The organism is Thermolongibacillus altinsuensis, from assembly GCF_004341205.1.
Lineage (GTDB): Bacteria > Bacillota > Bacilli > Bacillales > Anoxybacillaceae > Thermolongibacillus > Thermolongibacillus altinsuensis.
In genome coordinates this window covers 100,497-123,624 of the sequence record NZ_SLUL01000007.1, presented here as the reverse complement: position 1 = coordinate 123,624, position 23,128 = coordinate 100,497, and the positions used below count along the sequence as shown (strand labels likewise).

At 40.2% G+C, this 23,128-nt stretch carries 23 protein-coding genes, 1 pseudogene and 1 riboswitch; of the genes and pseudogenes, 14 read left to right on the top strand and 10 right to left on the bottom strand.

From position 1 onward, the window contains the following. Positions 1-10 precede the first annotated feature (10 nt). The 3 genes from EDD69_RS08435 to EDD69_RS08425 all read left to right on the top strand — a co-directional run bounded on the left by EDD69_RS08435 (position 11) and on the right by EDD69_RS08425 (position 2,313). The gene (locus EDD69_RS08435) at positions 11-1,114 is read left to right on the top strand and encodes a glycosyltransferase family 4 protein (RefSeq protein ID WP_132948518.1); all 1,104 of its coding nucleotides are present in this window, start codon (positions 11-13) and stop codon (positions 1,112-1,114) included. Beyond that, positions 1,104-1,892 (top strand): HipA family kinase, encoded by a 789-nt coding sequence (locus EDD69_RS08430; protein WP_132948517.1) that lies wholly within the window; start codon positions 1,104-1,106, stop codon positions 1,890-1,892. The genes EDD69_RS08435 and EDD69_RS08430 overlap by 11 nt, the downstream gene beginning before the upstream one ends. Before the next feature lie 151 nt (positions 1,893-2,043). Next, positions 2,044-2,313, top strand: coding sequence for a hypothetical protein (locus EDD69_RS08425; RefSeq protein WP_132948516.1), 270 nt, complete (start codon positions 2,044-2,046; stop codon positions 2,311-2,313). Positions 2,314-2,411: 98 nt separating this feature from the next. Here EDD69_RS08425 and EDD69_RS08420 read toward each other — a convergent pair whose 3' ends face one another. Beyond that, positions 2,412-3,791 (bottom strand): DUF5667 domain-containing protein, encoded by a 1,380-nt coding sequence (locus tag EDD69_RS08420; protein WP_132948515.1) that lies wholly within the window; start codon positions 3,789-3,791, stop codon positions 2,412-2,414. 462 nt (positions 3,792-4,253) lie between these two features. On the opposite strand from EDD69_RS08420, the gene sigI reads away from it, so the two are divergent. Together sigI and EDD69_RS08410 are read left to right on the top strand one after the other, a co-directional pair. Continuing rightward, on the top strand, positions 4,254-4,994 hold the full coding sequence (gene sigI / locus EDD69_RS08415) for an RNA polymerase sigma factor SigI (RefSeq protein ID WP_243643072.1): 741 nt from the start codon (positions 4,254-4,256) through the stop codon (positions 4,992-4,994). Next, positions 4,994-6,223: an anti-sigma factor domain-containing protein gene (locus EDD69_RS08410; RefSeq protein ID WP_132948513.1), complete on the top strand. Its 1,230-nt coding sequence runs from the start codon at positions 4,994-4,996 to the stop codon at positions 6,221-6,223. Before sigI ends, EDD69_RS08410 begins: the two co-directional genes overlap by 1 nt. 147 nt (positions 6,224-6,370) lie before the next feature. Here the strand turns inward: EDD69_RS08410 and EDD69_RS08405 are convergent, their stop codons facing one another. After that, positions 6,371-6,580 carry an alpha/beta-type small acid-soluble spore protein gene (locus EDD69_RS08405; RefSeq protein ID WP_132948512.1) on the bottom strand — a complete coding sequence of 70 codons (210 nt, stop codon included), beginning with the start codon at positions 6,578-6,580 and terminating at the stop codon, positions 6,371-6,373. A gap of 366 nt (positions 6,581-6,946) precedes the next feature. Between EDD69_RS08405 and EDD69_RS08400 the strand changes: the two genes are divergently transcribed. Both EDD69_RS08400 and EDD69_RS08395 read left to right on the top strand, forming a co-directional pair. Next, positions 6,947-7,702 (top strand): threonine/serine exporter family protein, encoded by a 756-nt coding sequence (locus EDD69_RS08400; protein ID WP_132948511.1) that lies wholly within the window; start codon positions 6,947-6,949, stop codon positions 7,700-7,702. Positions 7,703-7,720: 18 nt separating this feature from the next. Next, the gene (locus EDD69_RS08395) at positions 7,721-8,140 is read left to right on the top strand and encodes a threonine/serine exporter family protein (protein WP_132948510.1); all 420 of its coding nucleotides are present in this window, start codon (positions 7,721-7,723) and stop codon (positions 8,138-8,140) included. A 96-nt stretch (positions 8,141-8,236) separates the two neighbouring features. Here the strand turns inward: EDD69_RS08395 and EDD69_RS08390 are convergent, their stop codons facing one another. The 3 genes from EDD69_RS08390 to EDD69_RS08380 all read right to left on the bottom strand — a co-directional run bounded on the left by EDD69_RS08390 (position 8,237) and on the right by EDD69_RS08380 (position 12,876). Next, entirely contained in the window at positions 8,237-9,778 is a 1,542-nt protein-coding gene (locus EDD69_RS08390) for a solute symporter family protein (RefSeq protein ID WP_132948509.1), read from the bottom strand. Positions 9,779-9,784: 6 nt separating this feature from the next. Next, the gene (locus EDD69_RS08385; protein WP_132948508.1) at positions 9,785-10,126 is read right to left on the bottom strand and encodes a DUF485 domain-containing protein; all 342 of its coding nucleotides are present in this window, start codon (positions 10,124-10,126) and stop codon (positions 9,785-9,787) included. Positions 10,127-10,359: 233 nt separating this feature from the next. After that, on the bottom strand, positions 10,360-12,876 hold the full coding sequence (locus EDD69_RS08380; protein ID WP_132948507.1) for a phosphodiester glycosidase family protein: 2,517 nt from the start codon (positions 12,874-12,876) through the stop codon (positions 10,360-10,362). Positions 12,877-13,109: 233 nt separating this feature from the next. Here EDD69_RS08380 and bcaP point away from each other — a divergent pair, with 233 nt between their 5' ends. The 4 genes from bcaP to EDD69_RS08360 all read left to right on the top strand — a co-directional run bounded on the left by bcaP (position 13,110) and on the right by EDD69_RS08360 (position 16,540). Beyond that, on the top strand, positions 13,110-14,525 hold the full coding sequence (bcaP, locus tag EDD69_RS08375; protein WP_132948506.1) for a branched-chain amino acid transporter BcaP: 1,416 nt from the start codon (positions 13,110-13,112) through the stop codon (positions 14,523-14,525). Between the two features lie 59 nt (positions 14,526-14,584). After that, a riboswitch (yybP-ykoY riboswitch) is annotated at positions 14,585-14,685 on the top strand. A gap of 97 nt (positions 14,686-14,782) precedes the next feature. Beyond that, a complete protein-coding gene (locus tag EDD69_RS08370; RefSeq protein WP_132948505.1) occupies positions 14,783-15,568 on the top strand; it encodes a TerC family protein in 786 nt (261 codons plus the stop codon). Positions 15,569-15,647: 79 nt separating this feature from the next. Next, positions 15,648-16,154 (top strand): ferritin, encoded by a 507-nt coding sequence (locus tag EDD69_RS08365; RefSeq protein ID WP_132948504.1) that lies wholly within the window; start codon positions 15,648-15,650, stop codon positions 16,152-16,154. A 125-nt stretch (positions 16,155-16,279) separates the two neighbouring features. Further along, entirely contained in the window at positions 16,280-16,540 is a 261-nt protein-coding gene (locus EDD69_RS08360) for a hypothetical protein (RefSeq protein ID WP_132948503.1), read from the top strand. 44 nt (positions 16,541-16,584) lie between these two features. Here the strand turns inward: EDD69_RS08360 and EDD69_RS08355 are convergent, their stop codons facing one another. From EDD69_RS08355 to phaQ, 3 genes are read right to left on the bottom strand one after another with little or no spacing between them, the layout of a single operon-like run. After that, positions 16,585-17,025, bottom strand: a complete 441-nt coding sequence (locus EDD69_RS08355) for a MaoC family dehydratase (protein ID WP_132948502.1) — start codon at positions 17,023-17,025, stop codon at positions 16,585-16,587. A gap of 5 nt (positions 17,026-17,030) precedes the next feature. Continuing rightward, a complete protein-coding gene (locus tag EDD69_RS08350) occupies positions 17,031-17,444 on the bottom strand; it encodes a hypothetical protein (RefSeq protein WP_132948501.1) in 414 nt (137 codons plus the stop codon). Further along, positions 17,441-17,848, bottom strand: coding sequence for a poly-beta-hydroxybutyrate-responsive repressor (gene phaQ, locus EDD69_RS08345; RefSeq protein WP_132948500.1), 408 nt, complete (start codon positions 17,846-17,848; stop codon positions 17,441-17,443). Before phaQ ends, EDD69_RS08350 begins: the two co-directional genes overlap by 4 nt. A gap of 177 nt (positions 17,849-18,025) precedes the next feature. Between phaQ and EDD69_RS08340 the strand changes: the two genes are divergently transcribed. The 3 genes and pseudogenes from EDD69_RS08340 to phaC all read left to right on the top strand — a co-directional run. Further along, positions 18,026-18,376 carry a DUF4349 domain-containing protein gene (locus tag EDD69_RS08340; protein ID WP_132948499.1) on the top strand — a complete coding sequence of 117 codons (351 nt, stop codon included), beginning with the start codon at positions 18,026-18,028 and terminating at the stop codon, positions 18,374-18,376. Between the two features lie 63 nt (positions 18,377-18,439). Beyond that, positions 18,440-19,183, top strand: coding sequence for a 3-oxoacyl-ACP reductase (locus EDD69_RS08335; RefSeq protein WP_132948498.1), 744 nt, complete (start codon positions 18,440-18,442; stop codon positions 19,181-19,183). Positions 19,184-19,215: 32 nt separating this feature from the next. Beyond that, positions 19,216-20,238 (top strand): annotated as a pseudogene (phaC, locus tag EDD69_RS08330) (class III poly(R)-hydroxyalkanoic acid synthase subunit PhaC); the annotation flags it as partial. 64 nt (positions 20,239-20,302) lie between these two features. Here phaC and EDD69_RS08325 read toward each other — a convergent pair. Further along, positions 20,303-21,667 carry a (Fe-S)-binding protein gene (locus EDD69_RS08325; RefSeq protein WP_132948496.1) on the bottom strand — a complete coding sequence of 455 codons (1,365 nt, stop codon included), beginning with the start codon at positions 21,665-21,667 and terminating at the stop codon, positions 20,303-20,305. Next, positions 21,664-23,076, bottom strand: a complete 1,413-nt coding sequence (glcD, locus tag EDD69_RS08320; protein ID WP_132948495.1) for a glycolate oxidase subunit GlcD — start codon at positions 23,074-23,076, stop codon at positions 21,664-21,666. Before glcD ends, EDD69_RS08325 begins: the two co-directional genes overlap by 4 nt. Between the last annotated feature and the right edge of the window lie 52 nt (positions 23,077-23,128).

Here is a 23,128-nt window from a genome sequence, read left to right as displayed (position 1 = left end):
GGAGAGGTAGTTGAAAATTTTAGTCATTTGGCGTTTATTAACGGTCGGAGGAGTGAATGCCGGTTGGCGCAATCGGGCCATTTATTTTAAACAGCGTGGGATCACAACTGAGTTTCTCTATTGTAAAGACCTTGGCGGGATGCATATGATGAAAGATATCGCTCCTGTATATTTAACAACGGATGAACAGAGGATCCATGAAATTTTAACGAAAAATCATTATGATGCGATTATTGTTGTTGATACGAGCAAAGCTTACGATTGGTTAGCAAAAGCAAACTACAAAGGTCCCATCATCATTGAAGCACGCACACCTGAAATTATGAAGTTAAAGCGGAATTTAACAGGATACGATCAAATTCAACCGCAAAAATTCATTGTCCCCTCCCAACATCAAAAACGGGTATTATCCATCCTAGTCAATGAACCTACACCGATTGAAGTCATCTATAACGGTTTGGATCCATCATTTTTCCGCCCGCTAAAACCTGAAGAAATCCATGAACAAAAAGATCCTATTGTTTCTTCTGATAAAAAAATAGTCGCGTATATTGGCAGATTAGATGTGCGGAAAAATTGGCGCCTTTTATTGAAAACAGCTGAACTAGTACAAAAAGAGAGAGAGGATATTGAATTTTGGGTAATTGGTGGAGCCAAAAGTGTGGAACGTCAACAATTTGAAGATGAATGGAAAAAACGGCAATTAACCGACATCATCAAATGGTTTCCCGTTGTTCCTTATCATGAGATGCCGCATGTTTATGCAAAAATTAGACAGTCCGGTGGATGTACCATCGCAACAACAAAGGCAGAATCTTTCGGTAATACGTTTATCGAATCGATGGCATGCGGTGTTCCAGTAGTGGCGCCTAGTGTTTCTTCTATTCCGGAAATTGTCGCAGATGGCAAAACGGGATACTTATTCCGTGAAGAGCATGTTAGAGGAGCAGCGGAACAAATTTATCGTATTGTAGATGATCAAGAGCGATATGGAAACCTTTCGAAATTAGCTCGAGAACGTGTTGAACAGATGTTTTCCATTTCCCATTGCGCGAATCGATATATTGAGATTTTGCGTGAAGTAACAAGGGAGGGGAAGACGGATGAATCCTAAACAGTATCACAAGCTTTTTGAAAGCAAAACAAATAACGCACATTTCATTACATTCGATCATAATGAAGATTACGTTGTAAAATTGTTTAAAAGGACAGAAGAGAAAGCGCTCATTAATGAATGGCTTGCTTACTGTATTGCTCGGTATATGGAATTGCCGGTTGCCCCAGCGTGTTTAGTAGAGATGCCTAAAGAGTTTATAGATACAATTCCAAACAAAGACCAATTTCAATATACGGTAAAACACTTTGCAAGTAAATATATAGAAAATAGCGTCAACGGACATGAAGCAAACGTTAAAAGCATCATTAATCATAAAGATCTTGCAGGAATTATCGTGTTTGACTATTGGCTATGCAACACCGACCGAACGCGAAAAAATGTGTTGTTGCAAGAGCGAGAAGAAGGCAGTTATTTTTTATGGATCATTGATCAAGCTGAAATATTTGGGTCATTTTCTTGGATCACGAATGATCTTCACCACCTTCCGCAAAAGATAATGAAAAGTGCTACACATGAAATGATGGCGCGATTTATTACCGATGAAGAAGACTTTAAAAAGCAAATCAAACTCATCCAAACCATCCCTACACAATTATTAGAAGAAATTCTTTTACTGATTCCTTGCGACTGGCATTTATCCCTTGAAGAACAGCAGGAAATCATCAAAGCGCTTATTTGCAGACGTGACAAAGTATTGCCTATGTTAATTGAAAAGTTTATTAAAAAAGTGTATCGTCCTATACGCAACTCACGAATAAATGGATCATCTCCTTAGTTATATATGATAAGCTTAATTTTCCGGCATGAACAAGCTTTTCTGCCACTTCCCCGAACGAAAACGCCATTCAGACAAATGAATTTGTCTGTCATGCGTTTTACATTCGGAATGGGCATGCTTCTAGCATGCCGGGGCGGCAAGAAAAATCTTGCCGCCTATGGCAGAAAAGCGGTCTTTTATTCATGATGAGATATGTCGGAAACTCAGCTTGAATCTATATAGTGATTGGATCAGTGATACGATATTTGTGTGCAAAAATATAGATAAAAACACAAATATTGCAAAAGTCATTGAAAGTGGAAATGCAAAGGTTCATATTGACATTGATGTCGATTCCGATTCTGCTACAAGAGTACGTTCACGCGCGGAATCTGATCAAGATCAAGAACAAGATCAAGATCAGAATCAGAGAGATTAATGAATAGAGATGTTTGACAAAATAAGATATTAACAAAGAAGCCGATAAACAAAACGATCCTTTATTGTTTATCGGCTTTAGACGTTTCCAGAGGAGAATTAATTCTCCTCTTTTTCCTTTTCTTCATGTTCGCGTTTTTCTGCTTTTTTCGCTTCTTCACGTTTGAGTTCTGCTACTTTTTTCGCTTCTTCGCGTTTGAGTTCTGCGGCCTTTTTCCATTCTTCACGTTTGAGTTCCGCAGCTTTTTTCATTTCTTCACGTTTGAGTTCCACGGCTTTTTTCATTTCTTCACGTTTGAGTTCCGCAGCCTTTTTCATTTCTTCACGTTTGAGTTCTGCAGCCTTTTTCATTTCTTCACGTTTGAGTTCCGCGGCTTTTTTTGCTTCGTTATAACGGCTATCGTTATGATTACCGCTATCTAACTGTTTTGCTTCTTCTTTTTCTTGTTTATCAGAAATTTTTTCTTGCATCTCTTTTGTTACTTTATCGATTTTTTTAGTTGTTTCTTCAACGGCTTTTTCTTGTTCATTCGCTAGATGATTTTGAATTCTTGTTAATGCTTTTTCGTACTCTTCTTGGCTAATCTCACCAGATGCTAGTTTTTCTTCTAGCTCATCGATTTTTTTCTCAGCTTTAAGCTCTTTATTTTCAAGTTTTGCTAGCTTTTTATTAATTTTCTTTTCTAGCTTTTCTTGCGCTTTCGCAATGTTTTTTGCGAGTGCTTCTTTTGCTTTAGGGTTTTCGATTTTCGCTAAAACCGCTTGTAAAGCTAAAATGTTTTGGGACAATTTTTCCTCTAATTGTTGACGGATTGAATCTATTTCAGCAGCTGAATGATTTGTTTGTTTATCTGTTCCTTCTTTAGTTGCTTCTCCAGTTGCTTCATCACTTACAGGATCTTGTTCTTTCGCAGTTTTTTCTTGTTGCGTCTCTTCATACTTGTCCATAGCGAGTTCTTGTTGCTCTAACGCTTTTTCAAGAACCTCTTTAGCTAATTCCTCCTCGCCTTGAGCAAGTAATGCTTCTGCCTCAGCGATGTGCTTTTGAGCAAAATTTGCAAGCAACTCTGCTTTTTCAACATCATCAAATGTTAACGCCAATTTAATTTTTTCGGTAATCGTTTTTAAGAAGTAAAAGAAGTCACCCGGAAGAAGGGACGGCATTTTTTTATTGGTATCCTCTATACCTGTTTCTGTTTTTTGTTCTGATCCCTTCGTTTCATCTAAAGAAGATTCTGCTTTTTCATTGTCAACAGTTGAAGCTTCTGGAGCAGTCTCAGTTACCGTGCTTTCTGGAGATGCTTCCATTGTTTTTGTAGTGTTTGCTGTTTTGTTTTCTTCGACAATGGTGGTGTTGTTCGTTTGTGTCACGGATTCATTCTCACTTGCGTATACATTGCTTGTTCCAAGTGGTAGAGCGAGTGTGGCTGTGATGACTCCAGTTGCTAACACATTGCGGATGTTTTTGTTAAACTTCATTTTGACTCCTCCTGTCAGTTTGTTTTATTTCATGTCGTGCACTATATCTATTCGGCACCGAATGGCTCGTTTTTGTCGCAAAACAAAAAAAAACTCATATTTTTTCACAAATATCCTGATTATTTTGTTTACAGAAATTTGAATGTCTACTAAATTTAGGAAAGGATTTTTTGCAAAAATAGTTAGGTTTTTATCTCTGAATGCCCCCTATATCTTTTTTTATTTACGTATAACTATATTAGAATATGTGAGATGCTCAACTTCTCTTTTTCAATAGCAAAGTGAGTATTTTCGTTGACAAAAACTTATTCTCTGTGATATCAGTTTCACTTTTGAGAGAAAGCATTCAACAATGGTGATTACAACATTGCATTCATTTTCCGATTGAGCCACCGACAAAAATTCGCTATGATGTACGAATGATATCTTGGAAGGGTAAGTTTTTGTCTGTTTCACAATGAGGTGAAGTTGATGCTCAGCATATTATTTAAGTTTAAAAAAGAGAAACCAATCGAACATATGATTGCTGAAATCCAAAAAGGAAATACAGCATTACAAAATAGATTGATTCATGAATACAAACCGTTTATCGCAAAAACGGTTTCAAGTGTCTGTAAACGATTTATTAGTGAAGAGGATGATGAATTTAGCATAGGTTTAATCGCATTTAATGAAGCAATTGAAAAATATGCAGTTAATAAAGGTGGTTCTTTTATTGCTTTTTCTGAACTGATTATAAAAAGAAGAGTGATTGATTATATTCGCAAAGAAGCAAAAGTCAAAACCGTTTCTTTAGAAGAACAAGAGGAAGAAGAAGCGGCACAAACGTATTTAGACACGAGATTATCAATGGATGAATTTTATAAGCAAATGGAGCAGGAAGAGCGAAAAGAGGAAATTATTCATTATCAAAAAGTGTTACAAGAGTTTGGGATTAGTTTTCAAGAGCTGGTTGAACAATCTCCAAAACATTCTGATGCCCGTCTCAATGCGATTAAAATTGCTAAGTTGTTAGCTGAAGACCGCGAACTATGTGCAAAACTTTTTGAGAAAAAACAATTGCCAATTAAACAGCTGCAAAGCAAGGTTCATGTAAGTCGCAAAACATTAGAGAGAAACCGTAAATATATTATTGCGATCACCATTGTTTTAGCTGGTGATTACGTCTATTTAAGAGATTACATAAAAGGGGTGCTTTCATAATGAAAAAAGGAATTGTATTAGAGGTTGATGATGATTTTGTCACGCTATTAACCCCTGACGGTGAATTTGTTCAAATAAAGAAAGAAGGATCTTATCAAATTGGACAGGAAATTGAAGGAATTCCAATGCGGCGCCAAAAAACAAAAAAACCGTTTTTTCATTTTTCTTCATTTAAATTAGCGGTCGCGAGCATCGCCGCAGTATGTCTCCTGGTATTAAGTTTGTTTTCGAGCGTTACTTCGAATGAAGTGTATGCGTATTTGTCGATCGATATCAACCCAAGCATTGAATTAATGATCAATAAAAAGTTAGAAGTGATCAACATCAGGGGCTATAATCAAGATGGCAAAAAATTGGTTGCCAATCTTTCTGACTGGAAAGAAAAAAAGTTTGTTGACGTTACAAAGAAAATTATTGAATTGAGTATGAAAAACGGTTATTTGCACAAAGGGGAGGAAGTGCTGATTACCACCGTTGAAAAAAAAGCGAATCGCTCTTCTTCGCAGCGGCTAGCGAAAGAATTAGATGAAGTAAAACGCTCTTATCAAAAACAAGATATCGTTGTTACAACCAAGAAAAGTACGTTAGAGTTGAGAAAAGAGGCGATAGAAAAAGGATTTACAACTGGAAAATACATGAGGCTAATCGAAAAAGAAAATAAAATAAAAAATAACGAAAGTAGCCAAAATCAGAAAGAAAATGTACCTGTGAACAGAGAGCAAAATGAAAGTAATGATAACCATCTTCCTCCATCAAGTAACCTGCTCAAAAAAGAACAAGAGTCGAAACAGCAAGAGCAGCCACAACTTGAAAGAAAACAAAAAGTTCAACAAAAGCCGAAGCAGCAAGAACAGCCACAACTTGAAAAAGAAGAACAAGCAAAAATGAAAAAACAAGTTCCTTCCAACTATTTCGTTGAAGAAGAAAATCAAGAAAAACAAGAGCTAAAAAGGAAGGGAATACAAGAAAAAAAGCGGGAAGATAGAGAAGAGAGAGAAGAAAGAAAAGAGAGAAAAGGGAGAAAAGAGAGGGAAAAAGAAAGATGGGCACAAAAGAATAGAAATGGAAATGATGATGAACAACAGAGAATAGAGCGAGAACATGAAAAAGAATATGAGCGAGAAAACGATGCACTAAAATTAAAACGGATTCAAAATGATAACAACGCTTTATTTATGCCTGATAACGAATTTGAGAAACGAACATTCACACCAAAACAAGAGGAATAAGAAAAGCGAAAGCGCCCCAATTTCGCCTAAAAGGCCGCCCACGTCCTGAGGGCGACGGCGAAATTCGCCATCCTGGCTCCCCTCGAAACATGCTGAGAGCGACGAATTTGTACATAAGCCGAGTGATCTCACTCGGCTATATCCATTTTATTTAGACTGAGTACGAGCAGTTCCAGCAAGTTGACTTTGGGCCTGTGCTACTAACCGTTTTGTGATTTCGCCCCCGACAGAACCGTTAGCGCGAGCGACTGTATCAGAACCTAACTGTACGCCAAATTCTTGTGCAATTTCATATTTGATTTGATCAAGTGCTTGTTCAATCCCAGGCACAAGCAATTTATTGCTGCTTCTAGCCATGTTTATTTCCTCCTTATATTAGATAATCGCTTGCATGTTTAGTTTGCTATCTCATCACCCAATTTATGATGGTAATGATATGTGGATATCGCAATATTCTGGAACGTATTGTAAATAAACGAAAAACTAAAATAATAAAATAACTGCATTTCTAAAAAAGAGCAGCGTTTATTGCTGCTCGATTTTCATTATTAGAGCATGCCTTCAATGACTTAAAATGAAAATTAACTGTTTTTAGAAGTGCTGACTTTGGCTTCTAATTCGGTTGTCTAAAAACTTTTTTTCCTGTAATATCTCAATTGAATTAAATTTAGTACAGATTTACTTTTTGTTTCATCCTATGTATAAAGTTTGGAGAGAAAAACAATGATCAATCACTTAGATCGAACCAATCAAATCGTCGAAGTTTGTTTACTGGCAGGAAAAATTATGCTGCAAAACGGGGCGGAAACGTATCGGGTCGAGGATACGATGATGCGGATTGCTGCTTCGTTTGGCATTCGGGAGTCCCATAGCTATGTGACGCCGACAGGAATTATTTTTTCGATTGACGGGACTGGACCGACGAAATTAATTCGCATTGCCGAACGCTCAACGGATTTGCAAAAGGTCATCATTGTCAACAGCATTTCCCGCAAAATTAGCAGCGGAGAACTATCTTTGAAAGAAGCTTACGATATGCTAAAAGAAGTGGAGACTAACCGTCTTGCTTATCCGCTTTGGGTGCAAGTGGCAGCGGCAGCGATTGCGAGCGGTTGTTTCGCTATTATATTCCAAGGCAGCTGGAGTGACTTTTTGCCGGCGTTGATTTCCGGCGGGGGCGGTTTTTACTGTCTTGATTTTGTTCATCGTTTAGTAAAAATCAAGTTTTTTGCTGAATTTTTGGCCTCGTTCATTGCTGGAATATTGGCAATGTGCTTTGTTGCTATTGGACTTGGACATGACCTTGATAAAATTATCATTGGTTCAGTGATGCCATTAGTACCGGGAATACCAATTACGAATGCTGTGAGAGATTTAATGGCAGGTCATTTAGTTGCAGGATTATCAAAAGGGGCAGAAGCATTTTTAACAGCGTTTGCCATTGGTACGGGCATTGCGCTTATTTTTTCAATCTATTAAAAAAACGGAGAGAGAACGATGATCGAACAACTTTTGACTAGCTTTATTGCCACCGCTGCGTTCGGAATCATCTTTAATGTTCCAAAAAAATTGTTATTAAACGGCGGACTGGTTGGAATGATCGGTTGGTTCATCTATATTTCGTTTGTCGAATATGATTTTGATTCTGTTCTTGCTACATTTGTTGCTACCTTTTTCATAGCGCTGATTAGCCAACTGTTTGCGAGGATTTATAAAACTCCGATGACGATATTTAGCGTTTCAGGGATTATTCCTTTAGTTCCCGGGGGATTGGCATACGAGGCCATGCGGCATTTTGTCATTGATGACTACAACCTTGCCCTTCAATTGGCTGCAAAAGCATTTATGATATCTGGAGCGATTGCGATGGGTCTTGTATTTTCAGAAGTGATCAATCAAATCATAAAAAAGGCGTAAACGTAAAAAGAGGAACATGACAGCGGCATGAATGAACACGAAAAAGACGAAAAAGCAACCGCCTCGCTCTCTTTAACAGAGCGAGGCGATTTTTCGTTAATTTGTCAATTCTTTAATCCCTGTATTCGCTTTTACGAGAATTTCATCAAATTTTTTGCTGTCTGCCTTTTTCGAAGACAGAAGTGTACCGACAATGGCGGCGATAAATCCTAATGGAATGGAAACAATTCCTGGATTGGCAAGTTTGAAAATTGGTTCGCCAACTAAAATAGCTTTTCCAACTTCTGGTGACCATACGTTCGGGCTGATCGCTACAAGAATAAGGGAACTAAAGAGACCGACAAGCATTCCTGTGATCGCTCCTGTTGTATTAAACCTTCTCCAGAAGATCGTTAAAATAATAATTGGCAAGTTAGCACTTGCAGCGACAGCAAAAGCAAGGGCAACAAGAAAGGCAACGTTCATTTTTTGAGCGAATAAAGCAAGGATGATGGATAATACGGCGACGCCAACAGAAGCCCAACGAGCTGCAAGCATTTGTTCGCGCTCAGTAGCTTCCCCGCGGCGAATGATATGGCTATAGAAATCATGAGCAAACGCAGAGGCTGCTGACAACACAAGTCCGGCCACGACGGCTAAGATGGTTGCAAAAGCAACGGCTGAAACGAATGCAAAGAGGAAATCGCCGCCTAATGCTTCGGCTAAAAGCGGTGCGGCCATATTTCCAGATGGATTGGCAGCAACGATTTTGTCATAGCCAACGAAAGCGGCTGCGCCGAAGCCTAAGAAAATGGTCATGACGTAAAATAATCCAATAATCCAAGTAGCATATACGACAGATTTACGAGCAGTGGGTGCATCTTTTACTGTGAAGAAACGGATTAAAATATGAGGAAGTCCTGCTGTTCCTAAAATTAGGGCTAAGTTCAATGAAATTGTATCGAGTGGATCTTTAAATTTGTTGCCTGGGTTGAGGAATGCGTCACCTAGTGGAGTAGCTGTTTTCATTTCGTTGAACATTTTTACAAAATTGAAGTCAAATTTCGCGAAGACGATAAATGAAATGATAAATGTTCCGACCATTAAAAGAACAGCTTTAATAATCTGTACCCAGCTTGTTGCGGTCATTCCGCCGAATACAACATAAATGGTCATTAATATTCCGACAATTAAAACGGAATACACATAATCAATTCCAAGTAATAATTTAATCAGTCCGCCTGCCCCAACGAGTTGGGCAATCATATAGAAAATGGAAATCGCAATCGTATTTAACGCCGCAATCCCACGTACTTTCGAATCGTCAAAACGGGCTGCAATCATATCTGCCATGGTATATTTTCCTAAATTTCTAAGCGGCTCAGCAACAATGTACAAAACGACAAGATAAGCAACAAGGAAGCCGATGCTGTAGAAGAAACCGTCAAATCCTGATAGCGCAATCATTCCAGCGATTCCTAAAAACGAGGCTGCGGACATATAATCACCAGCGATGGCTAATCCGTTTTGCCACCCTGTCAATCCGCCACCTGCTGTATAAAATTCACTAGTTGTATTTGTTTTTTTCGATGCATAGTACGTAATGACAAGAGTGAGAGCAACGATCGCTAAAAATAGAACAAATGCTAATACATTCATCGTTTTTCAGCTCCTTTGTTGGATCTCTTGTTTAATTTTTTCAATCATGTTATCGAATGTGGCCGCGCGTTTGGAGTAGAGGATGCAGAGTGTCCATGTCATAATAAACTGCGCAAATGCAAATACCCAAGCCCAGCTAATCGAACCGATCGCTGGTTGATTTAAAATGGTAGAGTATGAAGTGAGAATTGGAAGTGTAAAGTAAAATGCTAAGAAGAAAAGTGACGCTGGTAAAATAAATGCTTTTTTCGCATTCATCAATTGCTGAAATGAAGAAGATTGAACGATTGCTGAGTAATCCAACTTTCTTTTCATTTCTTTTGAATGTTGTAATACGTTTTCTTGCATTTTTAATGACCTCCCTTATTTTTTTGTAAATTTTTGTAAAGTAAGCGTTTTCTAAAAAGTTCACCTCCTGATGTTCATAAATTTGTCACAAAGTTATTATATAATTATCAGAAAAATTTGTAAATTAAAAATTTATATTTTTTAATGATCTAGGATAACGCAAAATAGGAGTTTATTCACTCATACCGAATGACAAAAGGGACCGATCGCATGTTGATCGGTCCCTTCATTTTTTACTGTACGCTTTTTAACGTGCGAGCGAGTAATTCAGAAAATTGAGCTCTTGTCACGAAATCGTTCGGACGAAATGAGCTGTTAGATCCTTTGGCAATCCCGTTTGCCGCTAAAGCCGAAATTTCTTTATATGCCCAAAAGCTTTTTGGAACATCGCTAAAATCTTTTTCAGGTATGCCGCTCAGCTTGTAAGCACGTGTTAAAATCGCAGCCATTTGAGCGCGTGTGAGCGTTCCGTTCGGATCAAATGTATGGCTTTTCTTGCCATTCATAATCCCTTTGCTGACGACAGCTGAAATAATAGGATAGTATGGGTGATTGCGCGGAACGTCATGGAATGCAACCGTGCTGTTTTCTACAGGAGCGATCTTTAACGCTCTTGCCAAGAAAATAGCGGCATGAGCTCTTGTTAAAGTGTCGTTTGGTCGAAATGAACCGTCGTTATAGCCCGAAATTATTTGGCGTTCAGCGAGAAATTCAATGGAATTTCGTGCCCAAAAATCATGCGGTACGTCGTTAAAAGATGGTTCTACATAGTTGTCGACATATTCTGCTTGCAGCTTATCGAAATATAGTGCTCCTGTTCCTTGCTTTTCTTTTTTAGCTTCAGCAACGTAAATTTTCGTTAGCTGAATTGGCAAGGAGACATTTTGCGGAACTTGCGCACGAACGTAGCGCCAGCCTGTCCAAGTTAATCCGCCTTCCTTTGTAAAATCAATGGTGTGCACTTTTCCTGCCGCATCGATTAATTTTCCGCGCAACCAATGCCCCTTTCCGTCACCATATACCCATACGCCGATGTTTTTTGGGAGACCTTCCATGGCGATTGGCTTTTTTGCCCTTAGATAACTAGCTGCAATGGCTCCGTTCGCTTTGCGGAAATCGTAGACAAGCTTTAACGCTGTTTTTCCGAAAAAGGTTGGTTCGTTTTGTTTGCTTGTTGCGATCGTTGTTTTTGCTCGCGCTGATTCGGCTTCCCATTGGTTTTTATCATCCATGCCGCTTAATAAAACAACAGGTTTATTTGGATTACGAATGACTTCTACTGTTATCGGAATTTTGGCGATTGCTTTTCCGTATTTAGCAATGATCGTTCCTTTCCCTTCTTTTTCGGCGATAAAGCGGTTGCCAACGATTTTTCCGATCCCCCCCTCTACCTCATAAACGATATTCGCTTGATTAAATGGAAGAGGATGGAGATGTTCATCGAGTACGTAGTTGATTTGTAAATCAACAGTTCTTCCAACTGTGACTTTATTGATATTTGGCACCGTCTTTACAGATAAATAAGTGGGTTGACCGTAAGGAGCGGTGCTGACTGCTAATAAAATCGCAGAAACGGATCGCTCTTTTCCATCCGATGGAGAATTCACAACGGTCGGATATGTTTGTCCGAGGCGGCGGACAGCCATCGTTGTCGATCCGCCACCGTCTAAATTAACCGCCTTGTATGCACCGATGCTCACAAGATATTGCGCAAACTCTTTTAACGTCATGCCATCGCTATAGCCCGGTTGGCGGCCGTCGACCGTGACAAAAAATACTTTTTTTCCTGATGAATCAATGGCGACCGCCGTTCGTGGATGGCGCGTTTTTGCTTGGGGACTGTTTTCGGACATTGTCATTTCTACTTTTCCGTTGTTAACGAGCATCGGTCCGCTGGCTAGAATAAATTGAGCGTTTTTCCAAGGTTCATGTACGTCAATGGTGATTGTGATCGTTTCCCCTGGTTGAATGTTCTTAAATTTTTCTGCTTGTTTTGCACCATGAATGGAAATGACGCAACCGTTCTTTGGGATGGTTGAATTTCCTTTTCCATAACTTGTTACATGTTGAACGGTTCCAGTCACTGCTTCTCCAAGTGTCAAATCATGATCAAGAGATTTTGATAGATTTGTTACGACGATTTCCATTCCATATTCATTTGTTTTCGTGGAGCTATACTCATATTCGGGGGTGTACAAAATAATTTCATTTTCTCCTCTTTGTTTATTAATCGAGTTGAAAACGGCTGTGACGTCTCCGACTGTAAAAGATGCATCATATGAAAAGCGATCAATGATCGCGTTGCCATTGGAATGAATGCCAAAAGCGGTCGGGACACTCATATACTTATCATAGCCTGTTGAAATAACGCCGAGATTGACGATTTTTCCGTTTTCAACGATCAAAAACGCAGGTAAACGCAGTGATGGACGGAAGAAAGCGGCATTGACCGCTCCGACAACATGATGATTTTCATAACTTTTTCTTTTCGCTTGAGCGGATGTTGAAGAGAGCGCAGTGAGCGGATTTGGAATGCCTAGCTCGACTTTCGCGTACGGATTATTCAAGTCAATTTTCAACGTCCGAATCGCTTTTTTTGTATTGGTTTCATTGATGCGAACATCTTGATATGTAACGCCAGGTGTCACCGTGAACTGCTCGTAAATCGAAGCAGCGTTAGCGAAAGCAACATGGGTGAAGGAGATTAACAAAAACAAAGTAATGGTAATAAAAAGCTTCTTTTTGATCATGGTTATCCTCCAAATTTATCCTCATCTATGATTCTTTTACCATTCTATGAAAATAGTAAAATAATTTCAATTGCAAAAAACTATTGTTTTTATCCGTTTTTAGCGTTAAAGTATAAAACGGACAAAGGATTTTTTTATTTTCATAAACTTTTGAACTGTACAGTAAAAAGTTGCTATATAATTTTCAGAAAAATCAAACAAGCGATTGACAAAAATGAGAGGAGTTTGCAGCGATGAGTTTATTCAGAAAGAAATCGATTGAAGCGCTTATACATGAATCAGGAAAAACAGGAGCGGCATTGAAAAAAGATTTAGGAGCATTCGATTTAACGATGCTTGGAATCGGAGCGATTATCGGAACAGGAGTTTTCGTTTTAACGGGTGTTGCTGCCGCGAAACATGCGGGACCATCTCTTGTTCTCTCATTCATTCTCTCAGGGCTTGCTTGTGTATTTGCGGCACTTTGTTATGCCGAATTCGCTTCAACTGTTCCTGTTTCCGGCAGCGCCTATACGTACAGCTATGCAGCGTTTGGCGAAATCATTGCTTGGATCTTAGGATGGGATTTAATTTTAGAATACGGGGTAGCGGCCTCTGCGGTCGCAGCGGGATGGTCTGGATATTTTCAAGGGCTTCTTTCGGGATTTGGTATTGAACTTCCAAAAGCGTTAACAAGCGCATATGATCCAGCAAAAGGAACATTCATTGATCTTCCAGCTATTTTGATCGTTCTGTTCATTACTCTTTTATTAACGCAAGGTGTGAAAAAATCGGCGCGTTTTAATGCGGTGATGGTTGTGATTAAAGTCGCTGTTATTTTACTTTTTATCGCTGTCGGTGCATGGTATGTGAAACCTGAAAACTGGACGCCGTTTATGCCGTTTGGTTTTTCGGGAGTGGCAGCGGGAGCCGCTACGGTTTTCTTTGCTTATCTAGGCTTTGATGCGGTATCGACAGCAGCAGAAGAAGTGCGCAATCCGCAGCGCAACATGCCGATTGGCATCATCGCTTCTTTAGCGATTTGTACACTTTTATATATCGTCGTTTCGCTCATTTTGACAGGAATTGTTCCATACGACCAGCTTGGCGTAAAAAATCCGGTGGCTTTTGCGTTAAATTATATTCATCAAGATTGGGTAGCGGGATTTATTTCAATTGGAGCGATTACAGGAATTACAACCGTATTGCTTGTCATGCTTTATGCGCAAACACGTTTATTTTATGCGATTAGCCGCGACGGATTATTACCAAAGTTATTTGCGAAAGTGAGTGAGCGTAAGCAAACGCCAATCATTAACTCATGGGTGACGGGAGTTGGCATATCCTTTTTCTCTGGAGTTGTACCGTTAAATAAATTAGCTGAGTTAACGAATATCGGTACGTTATTTGCGTTTATGATGGTATCGATCGGTATTCTTGTATTGCGTAAAACCAAACCGAATTTGAAACGGAGCTTCACAGTTCCTTTTGTTCCTTGGATTCCGTTAGCAGCGGTAGCATTTTGTGGTTATTTAGCTTTGCAGCTGCCATTGATGACATGGATTAGTTTCGCTTCTTGGTTATTGATTGGTCTTGTCATTTATTTCTTGTATGGTCGCAAACATAGTGCTTTAAATGAACATGCGAACGTTGAAAAACAAGCAGGATAAGACCTATTGACAATAATGGAAAACGTTTTGTACAATAGAGATGTAAGTAAATAATGGTTCTCCTAGTCAAAGGGGAGTAGCGTTCAGGCATATGCCTGAAAACAAAGTCGTCAATTCATGGACTCAGTCCATCGGCTTTGTTGGCACTTCATGAGTGTCTAGCAAGACCTTTGCCTTTATGGCAGAGGTCTTTTTTGCATTTCCTCGACTTTTGCCAAGAAAAAAGGGAAAACCAACAACTATAGGAGGGATTGTGGATGGATGTATCATTATTGTTCGAGTATGGATGGGTGCTTCTCGTCTTAGTTGCGCTTGAAGGGATTTTAGCAGCTGATAACGCAGTCGTGATGGCGATTATGGTGAAGCACTTGCCACAAGACCAACAGAAAAAAGCCCTTTTTTACGGCTTGGCAGGCGCGTTTATTCTTCGTTTTGCGGCTTTATTTGTTATTTCATATCTTGTGAATATATGGCAAATTCAAGCGATTGGTGCTCTATACTTAATTTTTATTGCTGTTCACCATTTTCTTCATAAGAAAAAGGATGGAACACATAAAGAACATGCAAAAAAATCAGGTTTTTGGGGAACCGTTTTAAAAGTAGAATTAGCTGATTTAGCATTTGCGATCGATTCCATTTTAGCTGCTGTCGCCTTAGCGGTTACTTTACCGGAAACGAATTTACCAGCGATCGGCGGCATGGACGGTGGACGCTTTTTAGTCATTTTTGCTGGCGGTTTAATCGGTGTCATTATTATGCGCTTTGCGGCGAATTTGTTCGTACAGCTATTGCAGAAGCGTCCAAGCTTAGAATCGGCTGCGTTTCTCATTGTTGCTTGGGTTGGAGTAAAATTAGCTGTGCATACGCTCGCTCATCCGAGTGTAGCCATCATTTCTGAACACTTTCCACATTCTGCTTTATGGAAAATTACGTTCTGGGCGGTATTGTTATTGATTGCGTTAGGTGGATGGTTTTTCTCAGGACGAGAAACGAAACAGCAAAAAGAAGCTATTCGTGTGTTAAAAAAAGCTGAAAGTGAATAAGAATGGAAGCATAATTGTGTGAGGAAAGTTCAACCATGTTATAATAAAATTTCATAAGAGAAATGAGGTGATGTGGAACATGTTAAGCGAGAAATTGTTGAATGGATTAAATGAGCAAATGAATTTTGAATTTTATTCAGCACATGCGTATATGGCGATGGCGGCGTATTGTTCAGCCGAAGGATTAGACGGGTTTGCCAACTTTTTCTTAGTGCAAGCAGAAGAAGAGCGTTTTCATGCGATGAAATTTTATAATTTTATTAACGCGTTAGGAAAGCGTGTCATCATCACTGGCTTCCCGTCACCGAACAATGAATTTACATCGATTCGCGATTGCTTTGAAAAAGCGCTTGCTCATGAAAAAGAGGTCACGAAACGGATTTATAAGCTGTCGGATCTAGCGTTTGATGAACGCGAGCATGCGACGATCAACTTCTTAAAGTGGTTCATTGATGAACAAGTCGAAGAAGAAGCGATGTTTGATACGCTTATTCAAAAGTTAAAACGAATTGAAAATGACAACAACTCGCTATTTATGTTGGACAATGAATTGGCGAAACGGACGTTTACGCCAGAACAAATGTAAAGCTGACTCTAGTAGTCAGCTTTTTTATTTATCAACGATTGTCCATTTCAAAAATACGTAATGAAACATACGGTATGTTGAGTGCATGTTCATCAATGAAAAAATGGTAGAAAGGAGTTTTTGGATTGATTCGAGATTATTATCATTTATGCTGCAGATACAGGGGAAGATCCGTTGAAATTCGCGATCGGTTTGGCAGAATTCATCGCGGAATCATTGATCGAGTCACTCCATCGCATGTGTATATACGGCCAATAAGAGCGCGGGGACCGAGAAGTTTTGGCGGATTCGGATTCGGGTTTTTTGGATTCGGTGCTGCAGCGTTTGCGATTGCCATTGGAGCGATTGTCGCCTTGAGCCTCATTCCTTTTTGGTTTTTTTGGTGAAATTAATAGAGATCCCAAGCTTAGCTTTGGGATCTTTTTGTTTTTCATTTTTCGATTTTCATCACATTGGCTGTTCCGGTTAGCACGACTTCTCTTTGTTGATTGGTCACTTCTGTTTTTAACGTAATGATTTTTTTATCGTCGCGTTTTTGAATAACCGTTGCGGTAATCGTTAATGTATCACCAATTTTGACAGGTTTTTTGAACTGAATGTGCTGCGACAAATAGATGGTATCTTTGCCGGGAAGCTTTGTGCCTAAAATGGTTGAGATGTAGCTTGCGACAAGCATCCCGTGTGCAATTCTTCCTTGAAACTGCGTTGTTTTTGCGTATTTGTCATCAACGTGAATGGGATTGACATCTCCTGTTAATTTCGCAAATTGAATTAGATCTTCATCTGTAATCGTTTTCGTGATCGATCCTGAGTCACCAATACGAATGGTCTCATATGGAAGAGAGGAAACAAGCGTCGATTGGTAAGCCAAGGAATCTAACTCAGAATCGATGGGCTGAAAAAAAGCGATTCCAGCCACTTCCTTTGAACGTCTTTCATTTCATTTACATACGCATGGATTTGTTTTTCGATATCCTCTCGCTGTTTCTTTAATTTTTCGGCAATGGCTTCCGTTTGTTGTTGAAGCAATTCATTGGCTTTGTTTGGCATCATCGAAAGCTTTTGGAGTTGCTCATTCACTTTTTGCCATTGTTGCAAAACAGGTTCGAGCGAAGGAGAGTCTAAGTTTGCGTTTATTGGATGAAACGGCTGTAGCGCGGCATTCCACTGCTCAAATAGTTGTGATTTCATCACATTCTCCATTTGTTTGCTGAAAGCGAAAAAGGCATTTAGATTGTTTTCGAAAGGACTCCACAATACGTCAACGATTTGTTTACTTTTTTCCGTCATGATCGTTCCCCCTTTGAATATTCGTTTTCATTAGACGGTGACACAAACATTTTTTTATACAACGAAAAAAATGTCTCCAGCATGTGCTGATAAAGTTCTAGTGATGCGGCCCATGATTGTAAATACGCTTCACCTGCCTCTGTTAATGAATAAATTCGTCTGGCTGGTCCTTCTGACGATGTGTCCCACTGCGAAGAAATTAAATGGTCTTTTTCCAATTGGCGCAATATGCGATAAATGTTTCCGCGGTCGATGGAGTGAAATCCTAGTTTGATGAGTTGTTCAATTAATTGATAGCCGTGGAGATTGAAGTCGCGCAACTGGAGGAGCAAAAATGGAACGACAAATTGCTTTGGAGCACCGGGAAAGTTTTGTTCTGGAGAAGATGAGGAACGTTTTTTCATGTGCTCACCTCAATGAATCTTACTGTTAAGTGTAATTTACACTTATATGGTTTATTTGTCAATTCTTTTCATGGTAAAAAAATCCTGTTATTTTGTCTAAATAGCTCGAAATGGTATATTCCTTTTCTTTTTTTCTATACATGATAGGGGAATAAGAAAAGGAAAGGGGTATCGATCATGGAGAAAACGTTTGATCCATTTTTATTGTGGAAGGAAACGTATGAACAAACAGAAAAGTATTTTGGCAATGTTCTTGATGATGCAATGAAGCGCGAGCAGTTTTCGCAATGGATGGGAACCGTTTTAAATTTTAATTTACAACTGCAGTCGCTTATGAAAGAAGGGGCGGAGCGCTATTTAGCGCAAGTCAATGTTCCATCGAAAGAAGATATTGCCAATGTCGCTGCGCTTGTTGTCAATGTGGAAGAAAAATTAGAAACCTTGGAAGAGATGAGAGAAGAAATAAAAAGGGTCGAAGCAAAACTCGATGAGCTTTTTCGGTTGTTTGAGAAAAAGCAAGAAGAATAACTTGTCCTTTCGCGGCATATAGTGATTCCGTCATATCTATTTTCGTAGTTAGGGGGATTTTTTATGGTAGAGTTAAAAGGAAAAGTGGCGATTGTAACGGGCGGAGGAAAGGGAATTGGCGCAACGATTGCCAAACAATTAGCTGAAAACGGTGTGAAAGTAGTAATTAACTACAATCGGAGTAGTGAGGCGGCTAAAAAGGTCGTTCAATCCATTCATGAATGCGGCGGCGAGGCCATCGCTGTACAAGCAGACGTATCGGTTTTGGAAGAAGCAAAAAAATTGGTAGAAATCGCAATGGAAAAATACGAGAAACTTGATATTTTAGTGAATAACGCAGGCATTACGCGCGATCGTACGTTCAAAAAACTTTCGGAAGAAGATTGGCATAAGGTGATTGATATTAATTTAAATAGTGTGTACAACATGACCGCAGCCGCCTTGCCGCACATTATGCAATCGGAGGCAGGAAGAATTATTAACATTTCATCGATTATTGGCCAAGCAGGGGGATTCGGTCAAACAAACTACGCAGCAGCAAAGGCAGGAATGATCGGCTTTACAAAGTCGTTAGCGCTTGAATTGGCGAAAACAGGCGTCACCGTCAATGCAATTTGCCCAGGGTTTATTGAAACGGATATGCTTGCAGAAGTGCCAGAGCAAATTAAAGAACAAATTAAGGCAAAAATTCCGATGCGGAGATTTGGTCATGCGGATGAAATTGCGCGCGGAGTATTATTTTTATGCCGCGATGGAGAGTACATGACTGGTCAACAGTTAAACATGAACGGCGGTTTATATATGTAAATACATAAAGGGAGAGAGCTGAAATGATCGCTGCGTATAAAAAGTGGCAACGCGTTGTCGAAGTTGTTGCGACCGAAGCGGAACCGGAAGTAGGGTTAACGCCAAAAGAAGTGATTTGGCGAAAAAATAAAGCGAAGCTATATCGCTACATTCCTGTCAAAGAAACAACGCATCGCGTACCGATTTTAATGATCTACGCGTTAATTAATAAACCATATATTCTCGATTTAACTCCAAAAAATAGTTTAGTTGAACATTTAGTAGAGAACGGATTTGATGTATATTTGCTTGACTGGGGAACGCCAGGGCTTGAGGATCGTCATATGAAGCTTGATCATTACGTTTTAGACTACATTCCAAAAGCGATCAAAAAAGTGCTTGACGTATCCAAAGCATCTGAAATCTCGCTGCTCGGATATTGCATGGGCGGAACGATGACGGCGATGTTTGCTGCGTTGCATGATGATTGGCCGATTCGCAATTTAATCTTTTTAACAAGCCCGTTTGATTTTTCGGATACAGGGCTGTACGGCGCTTTTTTAGATGAGCGTTATTTCAACTTAGATAAAGCGGTCGATACGCTTGGAAACATCCCTCCTGAGATGATTGATTTTGGCAATAAAATGCTCAAACCCATTACCAATTTTTACGGACCATATATGACATTGTTGGACCGTTCGGAAAATGAACAGTTTGTGAAGAGTTGGAAATTGATGCAAAAATGGGTGTCGGATGGGGTTCCGTTTCCAGGTGAAGCGTATCGGCAATGGATTCGTGAATTTTATCAAAAAAATAAGTTAATTAAAGGGGAGTTAACCGTTCGCGGTCGACGCGTTCAGTTAGAAAAGATCAAGGCGAATGTGTTAAACATCGCGGCTTCGCGCGATCATATCGCAACGCCGAAACAAGTGGAAGCGTTAATGAATGTTATTGCAAGCGAAGATAAAGAGTACGTTCTTATGGAGACGGGGCACGTTTCGGTCGTTTTTGGACCGAAAGCGGTCAAAGAAACGTATCCGACCGTTGCGGCTTGGTTGGCGAAAAGGTCGAATTAGCGAAAAAAAACAGGCGAGTTAGCCTGTTTTTTTTTGGCGAGTTAGCCTGTTTTTTTTTGGCGAGTTAGCCTGTTTTTTTCTGTATCTGGTTGTTTGTTTGTTGTTGACTTGCCTTTACGGCTTCAAGTAAAAAGTCAACGATATGAACAGCCCGAACGTGTTCGCTTAATCCTTCTCGTTCGATTCCAAGTTTCATTTGCAATAGACAACCCGGATTGGCGGTGACAATCGTGGTTGCTTTTGTTTTCTTGACTTGTTCCATTTTATAGTCAAGAATTTGCATCGACATATCTGGTTGAACGATGTTATAAATCCCTGCCGAACCACAACAGCGATCGGCATCTTTCATTTCGCGAAATTCAACGCCTTCAATCGATTGTAAAAGCAAGCGAGGTTCATGAGCTGTTTTCATGACGTTGCGTAAATGGCACGAATCTTGGTACGTGACAATTTGTTCAGGCAGGCTCAATCCTTTTTTATGAAACTCCATTTCTACTAAAATCGCCGAAATATCTTTAATTTTTGCGGTAAATGCTTTTGCTCGCTCAGCCCAATGCGGATCGTCTTTCAATAAGTGATCATACTCGATTAAAAACGCGCCGCACCCGCCCGCATTCGTAATGATATAATCAACATTTAATTGTTCAAACGCTTCAATGTTTCGTTTCGCTAATTCTTTTGCATCGTTTTTCTCGCCGCTATGGCCGTGCAGCGCCCCGCAGCATGTTTGCCCAGGAGGAATGACAATTTCACAGCCAGCGAGCTGCAGCAACTTCATTGTCGCATCGTTTGTTTCCATAAACATCGTGTCCATTAAACAGCCGGTAAAGAAAGCGACGCGCCGTTTTTTTGTTCCTTCTGGCGCTAGATGTTGAGGACGATCGTTCATTTCTTTCCATGTCGGAACGTTTGGCAGCACTTTTTCCATTGTCGCAAGGTGCTTTGGCAATATGTTTAATATGCCCAAACGACGCACGAGCGATTGCAGTCCAGAGCGCTGATAAAAACCAAGGAGCGCCGTTAACATACGCATGCGGTTTTGATGTGGAAACAGCCCGTTAAAAACCATTTTACGAATGATACGAACAAAAAGAGGGTGTTTTTTATTTTGTGCAATAATATCGCGCGCTTCTTCAAGCAAGTGACCGTATCGAACACCAGATGGACAAACCGGTTCGCATGCGCGGCAGCCGAGGCACATGTTAAGCGATCGCTCGACATCTTCATCTGGTTCGATTAATCCATCGACAACGGCTTTCATGAGCGCAATGCGTCCGCGCGGTGAATGAGATTCTTGAAACCCCGATTCGATGTACGTCGGGCAAGTTGGCAAACAAAAGCCGCAGCGCATACAGTTCAGCAGTTCATCCTCGTTCATTCGTTCTTGGAATTGTTGTTGAATTTTCTCGCGCTCTTTTACTGTTGTCATCTTGTCACCACCACTCGCTTTCGTGTGCTTTTTGCAAACACTTTACCCGGGTTCATGATATTGTTTGGATCCAACGCTTGTTTAATCGCTTTCATTGCGGCGATTCCTTCCGCTCCCAGCTTCCACTCTAAGTATGGGGCTTTCATCACTCCAACGCCGTGTTCTCCTGTAATCGTTCCTCCTAATTCGATCGCTTTGGCGAAAATTTCTTCAAACGCTTTTTCCACTCGTTCCAGTTCATCGCGGTCGCGAGCATCCGTCGGACAAGTTGGATGGAGGTTTCCGTCTCCTGCGTGGCCGAATGTACAAATTTTTACGTTATACTTTTGCGCAATTTCGTTAATCGCTTTCACCATTTTGGCGATTTCTGAACGCGGAACGGTCGCATCTTCTAAAATGGTCGTCGGTTTTAAACGGGCTAACGCAGAAAGAGCAGAACGTCTTGCCGTGCGCAAAGCGTTTGCTTCTTCTTCTGAACGGGCGACTTGTACGGAAATGGCTTGTTGTTCGCGACAAATTTGTTCCATTTTCTTCATATCGCGTTCAACGACTTCTTTTGGCCCGTCTTGTTCGATTAACAGAACCGCTTTGACGTCCGTTGGCAAGCCAATTTGCGCATATGCTTCAACGACTTCAAGCGTCGGTTGATCGAGAAATTCAAGCGTGGCCGGAATAATTTTGTTCGCGATAATGGCCGAAACGGAACGAGCTGCCGCTTCTAAATCTTCGTATAAGGCCAACATTGTTTTTTTCGTTTCGGGCATCGGAATAAGTTTTAATGTGGCTTCTGTAATGATGCCAAGCGTTCCTTCAGATCCAACGAATAAGCGCGTTAAGTCGTAGCCAGCGACGTCTTTCGCCAGTTTTCCTCCTGTGCGAATAATATCCCCGTTTGCGAGCACGACTTCTAATCCCATGACGTAATCGCGGGTTACGCCGTATTTTAAGCCGCGCAGTCCGCCTGAATTTTCATTAATGTTTCCGCCGATCGTTGAAATTTTCATCGAGCTTGGATCAGGGGGATAGAACAGTCCCTTTTCTTCAACAGCTTGAATCAGATCAAGCGTAATCACACCCGGCTGGACAGTGACCGTTAAGTTTTCTTCGTCAATTTCTAAAATTTTGTTCATATGTTTGAAGATGAGCACGATGCCCCCTTCAATCGGGCAGGTGCCTGCACAAAGATTCGTTCCTGAACCGCGCGGAACGATTGGAATGCGGTATTCATTGCAAATTTTTACAATCTCTGAAACTTCTTTTGTATTGCGCGGAGCAATGACAGCGTCAGGAAGAGATTGAAACTGTGGTGTGGCATCATATGAATAAGCGAGACGTCCAGCTTTTGAGTCATCGTAATTTTCGGGACCAACAATTTGAATCAATTTTTGTTTGATTTCGTTTGAAATCATGCCGTTCACCCTCTCTGTAATCAATTGCTTTATTTGTAATGTAAGAATAAAA

Bases quoted from the DNA above. Each gene is read 5' to 3' on its own strand.
- EDD69_RS08430 (WP_132948517.1), top strand. From the start codon at position 1,104: ATGAATCCTAAACAGTATCACAAGCTTTTTGAAAGCAAAACAAATAAC.
- EDD69_RS08420 (WP_132948515.1), bottom strand. From the start codon at position 3,791: ATGAAGTTTAACAAAAACATCCGCAATGTGTTAGCAACTGGAGTCATC.
- EDD69_RS08410 (WP_132948513.1), top strand. From the start codon at position 4,994: ATGAAAAAAGGAATTGTATTAGAGGTTGATGATGATTTTGTCACGCTA.
- EDD69_RS08405 (WP_132948512.1), bottom strand. From the start codon at position 6,580: ATGGCTAGAAGCAGCAATAAATTGCTTGTGCCTGGGATTGAACAAGCA.
- EDD69_RS08400 (WP_132948511.1), top strand. From the start codon at position 6,947: ATGATCAATCACTTAGATCGAACCAATCAAATCGTCGAAGTTTGTTTA.
- EDD69_RS08395 (WP_132948510.1), top strand. From the start codon at position 7,721: ATGATCGAACAACTTTTGACTAGCTTTATTGCCACCGCTGCGTTCGGA.
- EDD69_RS08390 (WP_132948509.1), bottom strand. From the start codon at position 9,778: ATGAATGTATTAGCATTTGTTCTATTTTTAGCGATCGTTGCTCTCACT.
- EDD69_RS08385 (WP_132948508.1), bottom strand. From the start codon at position 10,126: ATGCAAGAAAACGTATTACAACATTCAAAAGAAATGAAAAGAAAGTTG.
- EDD69_RS08380 (WP_132948507.1), bottom strand. From the start codon at position 12,876: ATGATCAAAAAGAAGCTTTTTATTACCATTACTTTGTTTTTGTTAATC.
- bcaP (WP_132948506.1), top strand. From the start codon at position 13,110: ATGAGTTTATTCAGAAAGAAATCGATTGAAGCGCTTATACATGAATCA.
- EDD69_RS08370 (WP_132948505.1), top strand. From the start codon at position 14,783: ATGGATGTATCATTATTGTTCGAGTATGGATGGGTGCTTCTCGTCTTA.
- EDD69_RS08365 (WP_132948504.1), top strand. From the start codon at position 15,648: ATGTTAAGCGAGAAATTGTTGAATGGATTAAATGAGCAAATGAATTTT.
- EDD69_RS08350 (WP_132948501.1), bottom strand. From the start codon at position 17,444: ATGACGGAAAAAAGTAAACAAATCGTTGACGTATTGTGGAGTCCTTTC.
- phaQ (WP_132948500.1), bottom strand. From the start codon at position 17,848: ATGAAAAAACGTTCCTCATCTTCTCCAGAACAAAACTTTCCCGGTGCT.
- EDD69_RS08340 (WP_132948499.1), top strand. From the start codon at position 18,026: ATGGAGAAAACGTTTGATCCATTTTTATTGTGGAAGGAAACGTATGAA.
- EDD69_RS08335 (WP_132948498.1), top strand. From the start codon at position 18,440: ATGGTAGAGTTAAAAGGAAAAGTGGCGATTGTAACGGGCGGAGGAAAG.
- EDD69_RS08325 (WP_132948496.1), bottom strand. From the start codon at position 21,667: ATGACAACAGTAAAAGAGCGCGAGAAAATTCAACAACAATTCCAAGAA.
- glcD (WP_132948495.1), bottom strand. From the start codon at position 23,076: ATGATTTCAAACGAAATCAAACAAAAATTGATTCAAATTGTTGGTCCC.